The 13,928-nt window shown below is 29.7% G+C and carries 12 protein-coding genes; 11 read left to right on the top strand and 1 reads right to left on the bottom strand.

The window, feature by feature from the left end; translation table 11 throughout:
- Nucleotides 1-3 precede the first annotated feature (3 nt).
- The 11 genes from HB672_RS03240 to HB672_RS03290 all read left to right on the top strand — a co-directional run bounded on the left by HB672_RS03240 (nucleotide 4) and on the right by HB672_RS03290 (nucleotide 12,620).
- Nucleotides 4-1,005: a hypothetical protein gene (locus HB672_RS03240; RefSeq protein ID WP_167607630.1), complete on the top strand. Its 1,002-nt coding sequence runs from the start codon at nucleotides 4-6 to the stop codon at nucleotides 1,003-1,005.
- Nucleotides 1,006-1,011: 6 nt separating this feature from the next.
- Nucleotides 1,012-2,070 (top strand): hypothetical protein, encoded by a 1,059-nt coding sequence (locus HB672_RS03245; RefSeq protein WP_167607633.1) that lies wholly within the window; start codon nucleotides 1,012-1,014, stop codon nucleotides 2,068-2,070.
- Between the two features lie 5 nt (nucleotides 2,071-2,075).
- Nucleotides 2,076-3,320 carry a hypothetical protein gene (locus HB672_RS03250; RefSeq protein WP_167607636.1) on the top strand — a complete coding sequence of 415 codons (1,245 nt, stop codon included), beginning with the start codon at nucleotides 2,076-2,078 and terminating at the stop codon, nucleotides 3,318-3,320.
- On the top strand, nucleotides 3,317-4,543 hold the full coding sequence (locus HB672_RS03255) for an O-antigen ligase family protein (protein ID WP_167607639.1): 1,227 nt from the start codon (nucleotides 3,317-3,319) through the stop codon (nucleotides 4,541-4,543). Before HB672_RS03250 ends, HB672_RS03255 begins: the two co-directional genes overlap by 4 nt.
- Nucleotides 4,536-5,810 carry an O-antigen polysaccharide polymerase Wzy gene (wzy, locus tag HB672_RS03260; protein WP_167607643.1) on the top strand — a complete coding sequence of 425 codons (1,275 nt, stop codon included), beginning with the start codon at nucleotides 4,536-4,538 and terminating at the stop codon, nucleotides 5,808-5,810. Before HB672_RS03255 ends, wzy begins: the two co-directional genes overlap by 8 nt.
- A 2-nt stretch (nucleotides 5,811-5,812) precedes the next feature.
- The gene (locus HB672_RS03265; protein WP_167607646.1) at nucleotides 5,813-6,907 is read left to right on the top strand and encodes a glycosyltransferase; all 1,095 of its coding nucleotides are present in this window, start codon (nucleotides 5,813-5,815) and stop codon (nucleotides 6,905-6,907) included.
- 167 nt (nucleotides 6,908-7,074) lie between these two features.
- Nucleotides 7,075-8,151, top strand: coding sequence for an MraY family glycosyltransferase (locus HB672_RS03270; protein WP_244306568.1), 1,077 nt, complete (start codon nucleotides 7,075-7,077; stop codon nucleotides 8,149-8,151).
- Nucleotides 8,148-9,461 (top strand): UDP-glucose/GDP-mannose dehydrogenase family protein, encoded by a 1,314-nt coding sequence (locus tag HB672_RS03275; protein WP_167607652.1) that lies wholly within the window; start codon nucleotides 8,148-8,150, stop codon nucleotides 9,459-9,461. The genes HB672_RS03270 and HB672_RS03275 overlap by 4 nt, the downstream gene beginning before the upstream one ends.
- Nucleotides 9,462-9,464: 3 nt before the next feature.
- Nucleotides 9,465-10,451 (top strand): UDP-glucuronic acid decarboxylase family protein, encoded by a 987-nt coding sequence (locus HB672_RS03280; RefSeq protein ID WP_167607654.1) that lies wholly within the window; start codon nucleotides 9,465-9,467, stop codon nucleotides 10,449-10,451.
- Nucleotides 10,452-11,861, top strand: a complete 1,410-nt coding sequence (locus tag HB672_RS03285; protein ID WP_167607659.1) for an exopolysaccharide biosynthesis polyprenyl glycosylphosphotransferase — start codon at nucleotides 10,452-10,454, stop codon at nucleotides 11,859-11,861.
- Complete coding sequence (locus HB672_RS03290; protein ID WP_167607661.1) at nucleotides 11,862-12,620, top strand: glycosyltransferase family 2 protein; 759 nt, start codon at nucleotides 11,862-11,864, stop codon at nucleotides 12,618-12,620.
- Here the strand turns inward: HB672_RS03290 and HB672_RS03295 are convergent, their stop codons facing one another.
- Nucleotides 12,621-13,922, bottom strand: a complete 1,302-nt coding sequence (locus HB672_RS03295; protein WP_167607664.1) for a phenylacetate--CoA ligase family protein — start codon at nucleotides 13,920-13,922, stop codon at nucleotides 12,621-12,623. It abuts the gene before it with no gap.
- Between the last annotated feature and the right edge of the window lie 6 nt (nucleotides 13,923-13,928).

Here is a 13,928-nt window from a genome sequence, read left to right on the forward strand (position 1 = left end):
ATAATGTTACGTAAGGGAATAGGTATTTTGTTTTGTATACTTTGTGCATGTAAGGACATAAACGAAAACGAAGCTGGAGGCTTTAGTCAAACAGTTTTAGATCAAGAAAAAGTATTTGCCATTGACACAACATTCCCAATTGGCGATGTTAGAAGATATGGTATAGATTCTTTAGGCCTAGACATTAAGCACCCAGTCACAAAAGAAAGCACAGTAACTACCATTTTAGACATTTCAGAGGAATTGGGAATAGAAATTTACTTTCCTAAGGGATATTATGATTTTGGATTAAATATTGATTCTAGAAAAAATATAAAGATTAAATTTGATAATTCTGAATTTTCAGATGTGATTCACATTACCAATGAAAAAGGCTCAAAGTCTGAGAACATTATATTAAAAGGAACATTAATAACCTATGATAGGTTTGGAACATATGAAAGTAATAACATTCAAATTGATTCGTTAATAATCAAATCAGATAAGAATAAACAAAAAAGAAACCTAAATTCAAGAGGATTGCATATTTATACTAACACAACAAATTTAAGTATAGATTATTTGCAGGTGGATGGTTTGGGAGATGATTCGATAAATAACCATGCAGCGATAGCCATTGACGGTTGGCCTGCTTATCCGAAAAACATTAAAATAAAAAAGGCTAAAGTTAATTCATCTGATCGTCACGGAGTTTATCTAATGGGTTTTAATCATAAGATTGATACTTTAATTATTAAGAATTATGCCTTAGGGAGCAGTGCAAACATGTCTTTAATGCAAGGCGCTCAAAGAGGAGAAGAAAAGGAATTTTCAGGTATTTGGTTTAACGAATGTTATAGTACAAATATTGGGTTCCTTAAAATTGAGACTAAGAAAATTGATAAAAAACAGAGCGACATTAAATTTGATATAGGAGATAAAAATTATCCAATTTTAATAAATGAATTATACAATAATAATTCCATTATTAGAAACAACTATTCAGGAGAAATAATAAAACAATAAAAAACTATGAATTACTACAAAATTTTATTTGCAACAATAATTTTTACTCTTTTTGTTTCATGTAAAGAAGAAAGCAAAAATGATTCAAAAAATGAATCAATTGAAGTTATCGATGAAAAAATAAACGAAGAAGAATTAAAGTATGTTATTGATGACTCTTTCCCCATTGGAGATATAAGGAGATATGGTATTAGAATAGAAGGAGGCGATCCTCTTCACCCAATATCAAAAAAGCCTACCACTCAAACTATTTTTGAAATGGCTAGCAAAGAAAAGATAGATTTATTTTTCCCGAAAGGATACTATAAATTTGGAATATATATTAAAGGCTTAAATGGTTTAAGCGTAACCTTTGATAATTCAGAATTTGGAGGTCCCATTTATATTATTGAGGGAGAAGAAAAAAACGAATCAACCAACATTTCTCTAAAAGGAGATTTTACCACATATTATAAATTCTTTTCTAGAAACTGTTCAGATATTGATATTGATAACCTAACAATTAAAACAGACTTAGAAAAAAACTCGGCTGGTTTAAGAAGTATGGGATGTGATATTTATTCAGGAAGCAAGTATTTAACCTTCAAAAACCTTGTGATTGAAGACTTGGGATCTGGAAGTGATAAATATTCGCTTTCGCGAGCAGCTCTACAGGTTCATGGATGGAATAATAACCCAATAGGCTTAAGTATTGATAAAGTGCATATTAAATCGTCAGATAGACATGGCGTTTATATCACAGGAAAAGAACATACTATAGGCCAAATTATTATAGATAAATTTGGAGTTGGAAATATAAATGGCATGAAAGCACTAGAAGATTCTGATCAGGGAGAATCTAAAAATATTACAGGTGTGTGGCTTAATAGATTAACAAATTCGCATATAGACGAAATAATTATCAATACAAAGGATTCAAAGGGGAAATACGCTGTTTGGTTAGATCAAGGAAATATTGGAGAGCCCACTATTATTGAGCAATTAACTTTGAATGGAGGAGATGAAAAATTAGGGGTTTTTGCTGATGAAATAACAAATACTGTTGTAAAAGGCATAGAAAAATAATTTTTTTGAAAACAGTATTAAAACATAGACTATTTTTTTTAATGGCTTTTGGAGTATCAAAAGCCATTGTTTTTTTAGCACCTTTATTACTATCTAATACACTCTCTAAAACAAATTACGGAGTTTTAGAGTATGCGCTAAACATTGCTTTTATTGGAGCTGCTATAATTAATTTTGGAGTGCCAAATGCTTATCCATATTTTAAATTAAAAAGAAAGTTTCAAGCTATATACACTGGTTTTAATTTTCATTTTTTGTATTTGTTAGCGTCTTCGTTTTTTGCGTTGATTTCTATTTTCATTTTTAGAAACGAAACCCAATTTGTTTTATCAGTATTGTTTATTTACACCCTAAGCAACCAAGTCACCTATTCTTTACGATATAAAACAGACGAAAAAATTATCAAGGCTGTTTTTGTTGACGCTTTGTTTTATGTTGTGTTGTTGTGTGCCTACTTCTATATTTATTTAACAGACGACAGTAGTATTGAGCCTATTACATATGGCGCTTTTTTGTATAGCATAATTTATATGATAATAGCCTTGAAAAAAGGATATAAATTGCAAATAAAAGCAGCGTTTAAAAAACATCAAAAGCTCATTAAATATGGTAAGAGCGTCATGCTTTCGGGTTTGTTTATTTTGCTTATTGCAAACTCAGGAAGAATCGTAATAGACTTAGTGTTTAATGACAAGGAACTTATTGCTATTTTTGGTTTTTATTTTAGAATGGCCTCTTTTGTAGTAATGTTGCACCAAATATTAAACATTATTTATTTTAAACGGATTTATACCTTTAACACTCAAAAACTAGATACTATTTTTGTTGTTTTTTTAAGTATTATTGCTCTTGGTGTTGCAGCTACATATTTTATTATACCCAAAATTGGGATTCATTTTTTCAAACTTTTTGAAACATTTCCTATATATAAAGATGTGTATTTAGTGTTGTGTTTTCAAATGATTTTTTGGATTGTTTTAGCCAATAATGAAAATGTTATTTATAGAGAAAAACTAGCTAGTAAAATGAATATTGCTTTTACCCTTCTTTTAACGTTTTTTGCAGTTACTGTAACCTTGTTAAAAGATACGTTTAACTTTAATGACGTTGTTATTGGACTATATTTATTAATTGTTACAGCTGTTACCTTACAGTTTTATATATTGTATAAGTTTAAAAAAATTAAGCTTAAAAAAACAATTGTGGCAAGTGTTTTAGTTTTCTTGTTGTCATTGATATTAATTATATGATTAAAACATTATTTGTAACAAAAAGAGAGCGTACAGTGTTAATTGCATTAGGTCTTTTTTTGGTAACCTTACCAATATCTTATGGATTAAACTCGGTAAGTGCTATTGTTATTGGGTGCTTATTTGTGCTAGACACACCACAAAGAATAAAACAAAAAACACAGGCACTATTTAAAAATAAGTTCTTCATTATTCTGCTTTGTTTTTTTGGAATACAACTCATAGGCGCCCTATATTCCGAAAACACAAAACAAGCAATTAGAGGTCTAAGAATTTTGTTTCCTTTTGTAGCATTGCCAATGACTATTTTGACAGAGCAGTTAGACAAACAAAAAGTATTAAAACTTGTAAGTTATTTTAAATATTATTTGTTTTTTGGACTGTTAATAGCTTTTGTGTATCAGTTTATTAGTTTTAAAACAATACTAAGTTTTGAGCATGATATTTTTGCAATTTTAGAAATTAATCCCTTTTATTTTTCAGCCTTTATTTTTTTGGCAATTTTAGATTCATTGTTTAATTTAATAAAGCAACATTTTAAAGGAATAAAGGAATATGTTTTCATTCTGTTTTTTTCATTCTCTCTTTTATTGTTAGGCGCAAGAATTTCTATTCTAATATTAATGTTTTGCTTCGTTTTGTTTATTTTCAAATTATTGCCTAATGTTTCATTCATTAAAAAGGCAATAATATCTTTAACCATAGTAGGTGGACTATTTATTATAGCTTATCAAGTACCACAAGTAAAAAAGAAAATAGACATTACGGTACGCACCATGGATTTTGATTTTAAAACCATACTCACCAAAAATCAAATAAGCATCTCTAGAAATACCGTAGAGTACAGAATCTTGATTAATTATTCTGGAATACAAATTCTTAAAAGCAATATTTTTGGAGTAGGCATAGGTGATTATAGAGAAGCACTTATTGAACAATATAATGTGTTAAATTTTAGAGCAGGAAAAAAGAGAAAATTTAATAGTCACAATCAATATATGGAGGAGTTTGTGAAGCAGGGTGTTATAGGAGGGGCTATTTTTATTTTTTTAATGTTTTTTGTACTTAAAAAAGGAGCTATTAATAAAAACCACTTTTATTATGTTGGAATATATATTGCTTTAGTTTGTTTAGTTGAATCTTTTTTTCACAGACAACATGGAGTAATGTTTGCGGCATTTTTTTTACCATTATTTTATAATATAGAGAAATTAAATGAGTGATAAATTACTACATAAACCATTATATCTTTTTTTAATTCTTGGACTATTGTTTTGGGGTTTTTTATACACCATAATTCCAGCAAAACCAACCTATAGTTTCTCAACAACAACATTAGTTTATATTATTATATCACTATTGGCATATATTTTAGGGCATCTTATATGTCATAAATTTTACAAAATTAAAACTCAGCCCAATTCAAATTTAAATCACAGCAAAAACATTATTTGGTTTTTAATCACCTTAGTTATTATTAGCTGGTTTATAAGATATATCGATCTTTTTTTTAGCAGAGGAATTTCTTTCAGTAATACCATACAAGAGAATAGAGATTTATTAGGAATAGCCAGTTCCAATCCTATTTATATTTTTGGCGCCATTTTTAAAGAGTTATTTTTTTTGCCATTATTACTAACATTAATCAGTTTTAATAAAAACAAAAAATTATTAATATGTAGCAGTTTTCTTTATTTGTTGCCATTATTGATACCTTTTTTACGAGGAACTAGAAAAGATGTGTTTTTTACGTTTTTAATTTTGGCCTTAGTATTAATAATTACTAAGACGATGGCCTTAAAACTTAAAACCTTGATAAAATTAGGAGTAGTTTTTATCGTATTAAATATTGTTTTTTATAATCTTTTAATGAATCGAGAAACTGGCGAAACTCAAACTAAAGACCAAAAAATTGATGAGCTTTTAGATAAGGCTACTTATAATGATTTATTACAACCAACAGTTTTATTTGAAGAAAAAATAAAAGCTAGTAAAGGAATTAAGAAGGCTATTTTATTTAATTATGTACACACATTACAGTATTATTGCCATGGTGTATTTGAGCTAGACTATTTAGTAAAAGATAAGACAAAAAATAAAGACTACCTTAAGGGAGAATATAACTTCAATTTGTTTTTAAAAGCTTTAGAAAAATTTAATCTTATTGAGTATGATTCAAGTAAGGTTCACTTTATTCTACCACGCCAAAGCACATATATTACATTTTTAGGAGCTATGTTTGTTGATTTTGGATGGCTTGGAATTATTGGAATGTTTTGCCTAGGTTACTTCCAGAATGTTATTGATAAGAAAGTTAAAAATAACAATACGTTATATTTAAGCCTATATATATTCTTTATTATGTTTAATATATTTTTTCCAGTTATAAACCTTCTTAGAGGAACAGGGATTTATTTTGTGTTTTCATGCCTAACAATAATAATAAGTCTTAATATTTTATTTAAATCAAAATTTAGAACATATTTGTAAACATGAAAAAAGCTTTAGTTCAAGATTGGTATTATGTAAATGGAGGTGCCGAAAAGGTTGTTCACTCAATTAATAATATTTGGAATGATTTTGACCACTATTCTTTAATAGATTTTTTAAATGATGATGACAGAGAATTCATTTTAAAAGGGAAAAAAGCAAAAACTAGCTTCATTCAAAAATTACCAACAGCAAAATCTAATCACAGAAAGTTTTTGCAATTATTTCCTTACGCTATTGAAAGCTTTGATTTATCTGAATACGATTTGATTGTTTCATCTTCGGGTTTTGTAGCAAAAGGGGTCTTAACACATCAAAATCAAACCCATATATGTTATTGCCATTCACCTATGAGATATGCTTGGGATTTGTATCATAAGAACCTAAATGATTCTGGTCTCAATAAAGGGTTAAAATCATGGTATGTAAAAAGAGTGCTTCATAAATTACGTATTTGGGACATAGCATCATTAAATAGAGTTGATCACTTTGTGGCTAACTCAAACCATATTGCCAGGAGAATTAAAAAAATTTATGATAGAGATGCAAAAGTTATTTACCCACCAGTAGATGTTAATAAATTTCAATTGGAAACTGTAAAAGACAATTATTATATTACGGCTTCTAGACTAGTATCTCATAAAAAAGTTAATGTTATCGCCCAAGCGTTTACTCAAATGAAGGACAAAAAATTACTAATAGTAGGTGATGGTCCTGAAATGAGTACAATAAAATCTTTTGCAACACAAAACATAGAAATGCTTGGACATGTGACCTCTGAAGAACTCAAGACTCTAATACAAAAGGCTAAAGCATTTGTTTTTGCTGCAGAAGAAGATTTTGGAATAGCTCCAGTAGAGGCACAAGCCTGCGGGACACCTGTAATATGTTTAGGAAAAGGAGGTTGTGCCGAAACAATAATTAACAATGAAACAGGACTCTTTTTTGATAATCAGAATGTTAAAGAAATTATTGAAGCTGTTAAAAATTTTGAAGCCATGGAGTTTGACTATGAGAAAATAAGAAAAAATGCTTTAAGATTTAGCATGAAAAGATTTGAGATCGAGTTTCAAGAGTTTGTTGAAAGTAAAGTATGATTTATTTCTGTTGATGGCTTTTTGGTTAATGATAATAGCTTTTGAGAGTTATGTTTCTTACTTTTGTAGCTAAATCAAATTAAACAATGCCCTTCATAGTTAGTGCAATTTTGTTTTTTGTTGGAGCGTATCTTCTTACTTTTTTAATAATACCAAAAATTATAGGTTTGGTTGAATATAAAAAGTTGATGGACGAGCCCAATATAAGAAGTTCTCATGTTAAAGTAACACCAACGCTTGGGGGAATTGCATTTTTTTATTCTATAATTCTTGCTCTATTTTTTTTAAAAGATTGGGGAAAATTTAACGAGTCGATTTATTTGGTTCCTGGGCTCACAATTCTATTCATTACGGGTCTTAAAGATGATTTAGTAGTGTTATCTCCCTTTTCTAAGCTTTTAGCACAGTTAGTTGCAATCGCATTTATTTTAAGTAATGCAAGTTTTACAATTTACTCATTAAATGGATTTTTTGGAATTTATGAAATACCAATATATGTTTTTTATACAATAGGTGCTTTTATGATGCTTACAATTATAAATGCATATAATTTAATAGATGGCATTGATGGTTTAGCAGCAATTGTAGGTATAGTAATATTGATTATATATACCACCATATTTTATATGACTAAAGAGTATTTTTATGCACTAATTAGTTTGACACTTAATGGATGTTTAATGGCATTTTTGAGATATAATCTATCAGATGAAAAAAAAATATTTATGGGAGATACTGGCTCCCTTATTGTAGGTTATATTATAAGTATTTTAACATTGAAATTTTTAGCTTTGTCCCCAAACTCGTTAAAGGATTTACCTTTTGCTCTAGAAAATGTTCCACTAATTGCCATAAGTATTTTGATAGTACCCTTGTTTGATACAGCTAGAGTTTTTACAATTAGAGTAGCAAATAAAAGAAGCCCTTTTTCTTCCGATAGAAATCACACACATCACATTTTAATAGATTATTTCAATTTATCTCATAGGCAAGCAAGTTTTATTATTGGAGGTTTTAATCTGATATTTGTTTATTTGATTATAATTCTAGGAAGCACTTCATATAATTTTTGGCTATTAACCGTTCTTGTTATAACGGCAGTTCTACTAGCTTATTTTTTTTATAGATTTAATTATAGTTTTTCTAACCTAAAAAGAAAAATTCGTTTTAAAAGATGGGTTGATAGTACAAAGAAAGGATTAAAGAAAAATTTAAAGAAGTCCCAAACACAAAAAAAGAAATGAAAATAGCAGTTATAGGAACAGGCTACGTAGGCTTAGTCACTGGAACCTGTTTAGCAGAAACAGGAAACGAAGTACTTTGTATAGATATAGATGCCAATAAAGTAAAAAAAATGCAACAAGGTGAGGTGCCAATTTATGAGCCACATTTAGATGTATTATTTGAAAGAAATATTAAAGCAGGACGTTTAAAATTTTCCACCAGTTTGGATGAAGGGCTACAACATGGTGATATTATATTTTTAGCATTGCCAACACCTGAAGGAGGTGATGGTTCGGCTGATTTGTCGTTTGTATTAGGAGTTGCCAAAGAAATCGGTAAAAAATTGCAATCATATAAAGTGATTGTAGATAAAAGCACAGTACCTGTAGGAACAGCCGATAAGGTAACAGAGGTTATTTCTAAAGAAACAACTGTAGATTTTGACGTAGTGTCAAATCCTGAATTTTTAAGAGAAGGTTTTGCAGTGGACGATTTTCTAAAGCCAGAACGCATAGTCATTGGCTCAGAATCTGAAAGAGCTATTGACTTAATGAAAAAATTATATAAACCATTTGTACGTTCGGGAAATCCAATTATAGTTATGGATGAGCGAAGCGCTGAACTTACTAAATATGCTGCAAATTCGTTTTTGGCAACCAAAATAACTTTTATGAACGAGATTGCTAACTTTTGCGAAAAAGTAGGTGCAGATGTAGATAAAGTTCGTGTTGGAATGGGAACAGATTCACGCATAGGTAAGCGTTTTTTATTTCCAGGAATTGGTTATGGAGGTTCTTGTTTTCCAAAAGACGTAAAAGCACTTCATAAATCTGGTAAAGACGCTGGCTATCAGTTTGATATTCTCAATGCCGTTATTAAAGTAAATGATGTTCAAAAAAAGATATTAATTCCTAGAATCGAAACACATTTCAAAGGTGATATAAGAGGCAAAACCTTTGCTGTTTGGGGATTGGCATTCAAGCCAGAAACAGACGATATTAGAGAAGCACCTTCATTGTATATTATTGAAGATTTATTACAAAAAGGTGCAAACATACAAGTATTTGATCCAGAAGCTATGCCAAATGTTAAGCGTAAGTTTGGAGATAAATTAAACTATACATTAAACAAGTATGAAGCCGCCGCTAATGCTGATGCTCTAATAATTTGTACTGAATGGAGTATTTTTAGAACACCAGATTTCAATAGATTAAAAAAGGAATTAAATGCACCTGTAATATTTGACGGAAGGAATTTATTTGATATTGAAGATATGCAAAACGAAGGCTTCCAATATAACTCTATAGGACGAAAATCAACACATATATAAGTTTTGAAAAGGGTTTTAATAACAGGAGCTGCAGGATTTTTAGGATCACATTTATGTGATCGGTTTATTGATGAAGGTTTTTCTGTTATTGGTATGGACAACTTCATTACAGGAGATATGTCAAATATTTCACATCTCTCCAGCAATCCTAATTTTGAGTTTATAGAACATGATGTTACCGAGTTTATTGCAATAGAAGGTGCACTAGATTATATTCTACATTTCGCTTCACCAGCAAGTCCAATCGATTATTTAAAGATTCCAATTCAAACCTTAAAAGTTGGCTCTTTAGGGACGCATAACTTATTGGGATTGGCTAAAGCAAAACAAGCTAGAATACTCATTGCGTCGACTTCCGAAGTTTATGGTGATCCATTGGTACACCCACAATCTGAAGATTATTACGGAAATGTTAGCACTATTGGGCCTAGAGGTGTTTATGATGAAGCCAAACGCTTTCAAGAGTCAATTACTATGGCATATCATCGATTTCATGGATTAGAAACCAGAATTGTACGTATTTTTAATACGTATGGTCCAAGAATGAGACTTAACGATGGGCGAGTGATTCCTGCATTTATGGGTCAAGCATTACGTGGTGAGGATTTAACGGTTTTCGGAGATGGATTACAAACACGCTCGTTTTGTTATGTTGATGATCAAGTAGAAGGGATTTTTAGGCTCCTATTTAGTGATTATGTATATCCAGTAAATATTGGGAACCCAGATGAGATTACTATTTTAGATTTTGCTAAAGAAATTATCGGCTTAACGCAAACGGGACAGAAGATAATTTATAAAGAATTACCTATAGATGATCCTCTGCAACGGCAACCAGACATTAGTTTAGCAAAACAGCTTTTAGATTGGGAGCCAAAAATTGGACGAACAGAAGGAATGAAAAAAACTTTTGAATATTTTAAAAAATTATCAAAAGAAAAACTTTTTAAAAGAGAACATAAAGATTTTGCATCTCATATAAAAAAGTAAATGAGGTATAAACAAGGCAGATATTCGGGGTATTTAAAACCTTTTTTAATACTTTTCGACTTAAGTATTGTAAATCTATTTGCTTTTTACTTTTTCGATTTCAATCAGGATAAGCTCTATTTCTTTTCAAGCGAAATTTTAAATAATAAACATATTCTTTTTGTTGTTTATTCAAGTTTTTTTTGGGTATTAACAGCATTCTTTTTAAAGTTTTATAATGTTTATAGATTTACTTCTTTTTTAAATTTAATTTCATTACTGGTAAAGCAATTTTGTGCATTTACGCTCATAGTTTTTTCTTTTATAGGAATTTTTAGAAGCATTAATATTTATGTTTTCGATATATTAAAATTTACTTTTATATGCATTGTTATTGTTGGCTTGGTGAAAGTCATGTCGTATTATGCTCAAAAAAAATATAGATTATGGTTGAATGGAAATACCAGAAAAATAGTTGTAATTGGAACTAATGAAGGGTCAGAAAAATTCAAAAAACTCATTAATCAAAGAAAAGATTTAGGTTATGATATAAAAGCAACATTTAGTAATTATAATTTAGAGAAAGTTACTGGGGATTTAAAAGATGGACTAAAGTATATTCAAGAACAAAAAAATATTGATGAAATTTATTGTGCCATTGACGAATTAAATGAAAATCAGGCAAACGAATACGTTAAAGTAGCAAGCCTAAATCAAAAAAACATTAAGTTTATTCCAGAGGATTATTCGTTATTTACAAAAAAACTTCAAACGGAATATTACAATTATATTCCAATATTGTCTGTTCAAGAAGTATCCCTGAACACTGATGTTAATGCTTTTTTCAAACGATTTTTTGACATTATTTTCTCGATTATCGTAATTGTATTTATTCTTTCATGGGTAACTCCTATTATGTTTATTTTAATAAAGTTAGACTCAAAAGGACCATTGTTTTATAAGCACGAACGAAATGGATTAAACTATAAAGTATTTTCGTGCTATAAGTTTAGAACTTTAAAGTTGAATACTGGAAGCAAGATTGATTATGTAAAAAAAGAAGACTCTAGAGTCACAAAAATTGGACGCGTTTTGCGAACACTTAGCCTTGATGAATTGCCTCAATTTATTAATATTTTGCTAGGAGATATGTCAGTTGTTGGCCCCAGACCTCACATGTTATCGTATACTAAAAAATATGCTCAAGTAATTGACAAGTATAGTTTTATTTACAGACACAGTGTTAAACCAGGATTAACAGGCTTGGCTCAAATAAAAGGTTATAGAGGAGAAATAACCTCAAAAGAGGATATAATTAACAGAATCAAGTATGATATTTTTTACATTGAAAATTGGTCTATGTTATTAGATTTAAAAATAATTGCACAAACAATTATTAATATCTTTAAAGGAGAAGAAAAAGCTTACTAGATGGTTTCAATTATTACACCATCCTATAATTCAGAAAGGTTTATTGCCACTACAATAACCTCTGTTATTAACCAAACCCATGAAGATTGGGAGTTAATAATAGTTGACGATGCTTCAGTAGATAACACATACAATATTGTTCTAGATTTTTGTCAAAAAGACAAGCGCATTAAACTTATAAAACAATCAAAAAACCTAGGTACTGGAGTTGCAAGAAATAAAGCTATTAAGGTAGCCCAAGGTAATTATATAGCTTTTTTGGACTCAGATGATGTATGGATACCAAATAAACTAGAAAAACAACTTGCTGTTATGAAATCCACAAAGGCTGCTATTTGTTTTTCATCGTATGAACTAATAAACGAACAAGGAGAATCATTAAACAAAATAATTGAAGCCCTACCCAAACTTTCATATACTAAGCAGCTTAAATGTAATTATATAGGTAATTTAACAGGTATATACGATGTAAGCGCAATGGGTAAGATGTTTATTCCAGAGATTAAGAAACGACAAGATTGGGTGTTGTGGCTAAATTTATTAAAAAAAGGAGGTCCAGCGATAGGAATTAAGGAATCTCTAGCTTATTATAGAGTTAGAAAAGGGTCAATTTCATCTAACAAATTTAACTTAATTATTTATAATTTTAATGTGTTTAGGAAAGCATTAGGTTTTGGCTTTTTTAAATCTGCTTGGTATTTAATAGTGTTTTTGTATGAATACTTTTTTGTGAAACCAAAACAAACTAAAAGCGTGTAACTAAGATTTGAGTAGAGACGTAAACTGTTTCAACTTTCCTTTTTTTGTGCGCTCTAGCTGACTTTTTTTAGTAAAGAAAACATCTACTTCAGGCTCCAAATATTTAACCAAAGCCTCATTAATTCTCTTTTTTTGATCATTATTTAAAGCTTTTTCTGAAACATATTCTATTTCAAACCTATTTAAAGCATGCTGCAAAACCTTAATTTCTTGTATAGAGCCATCGTCTTTCATTACAGATTTTGTCACATAATAAAAAGAAAGCCCAGGAGCAGTTTTTCCACTTGGTAGTTTTATATAATCTTCTTTTCTGCCAGTGAGTGTTTTTAAGACGCTCATTTTTTTATTAATAAAGCTAATACTTCCTGTGTCTCCAATTTCATACCGAATAAAAGGGTGCGCTTTATTATATAAATCGGTGATTACAATTCTACCTTCTTCACCATGAGGTAAAACATTTCCATTGTCATCTAAAATTTCAGCATATAGGTTTAAGTTGTTTAAAACCCATTGCTTATCTTTCTCAAGTGCAATTAAGCCAAATTCAGCAGACCCATATTCATTTATTATTGAGATATTAAATGCTTTTTCAAGCAACTTTTTGTCTTCCACCGAAAGCATTTCGGAGGTCGGTAAACACGCCTTTAAACTAGGACATATTTCAGAAAGGACCAAGCCCCTTTGTAATAAACGCTTTGCAAAAGCCACTATAACAGATGTATATCCTGTCATAAAAACGAAATCTGTTTTTTTAAACTTCTTAATCCAATTATCCAGTGCAGTTTCCGAAAGATCAAAAACATTAAATCGATAACGATTCGTCACCCAATCTTTAAAACGCTCTTTATAATACCCCTTTTTGTCTAAAGGAATTCCGTAAAAACGCGCTTGCTTTGTATTAAATATAGAATGCCATCCATACCATTCTTTAAAAATCGCCCAAGTCATTGAGTGACAAAATTTGTCTTTGGCAAACACAAATGGGTCTCCAGATGAACCAGATGTTTTATTGATGTAAATATTTTTTGTTGAATAATTTCTTGACAACCTCTCCTTTAAAGGCTGTTGCAAATCACGCTTAGTCATTACAGGAACCGTGTTCCAATCTAAAAGATTTAGATCTTTAGCAAGAGATTTATAAAAAGGTGTATGCTTGATATGATACGAAACGATCTCTTTTTTTTTCTGAATAATAGATGTTTCAAAATCAGACTCAGATTTTTCTTGAATTTCCTTCAAAGTACGTTCAGCTTCACTAATTGGAAAGCCATTAAATCGTAAAGAAAGATTGAATAAATTCAAAAGTAA

The sequence above is a fragment of the Gaetbulibacter sp. S0825 genome (genome assembly GCF_011777505.1).
GTDB lineage: Bacteria > Bacteroidota > Bacteroidia > Flavobacteriales > Flavobacteriaceae > Pontimicrobium.

What these genes read in the sequence shown, in the direction of transcription:
- HB672_RS03285 (WP_167607659.1), top strand. Translation starts at nt 10,452, where the DNA reads ATGAGGTATAAACAAGGCAGATATTCGGGGTATTTAAAACCTTTTTTA.
- HB672_RS03240 (WP_167607630.1), top strand. Translation starts at nt 4, where the DNA reads ATGTTACGTAAGGGAATAGGTATTTTGTTTTGTATACTTTGTGCATGT.
- HB672_RS03255 (WP_167607639.1), top strand. Translation starts at nt 3,317, where the DNA reads ATGATTAAAACATTATTTGTAACAAAAAGAGAGCGTACAGTGTTAATT.
- HB672_RS03275 (WP_167607652.1), top strand. Translation starts at nt 8,148, where the DNA reads ATGAAAATAGCAGTTATAGGAACAGGCTACGTAGGCTTAGTCACTGGA.
- HB672_RS03245 (WP_167607633.1), top strand. Translation starts at nt 1,012, where the DNA reads ATGAATTACTACAAAATTTTATTTGCAACAATAATTTTTACTCTTTTT.
- HB672_RS03265 (WP_167607646.1), top strand. Translation starts at nt 5,813, where the DNA reads ATGAAAAAAGCTTTAGTTCAAGATTGGTATTATGTAAATGGAGGTGCC.
- wzy (WP_167607643.1), top strand. Translation starts at nt 4,536, where the DNA reads ATGAGTGATAAATTACTACATAAACCATTATATCTTTTTTTAATTCTT.
- HB672_RS03290 (WP_167607661.1), top strand. Translation starts at nt 11,862, where the DNA reads ATGGTTTCAATTATTACACCATCCTATAATTCAGAAAGGTTTATTGCC.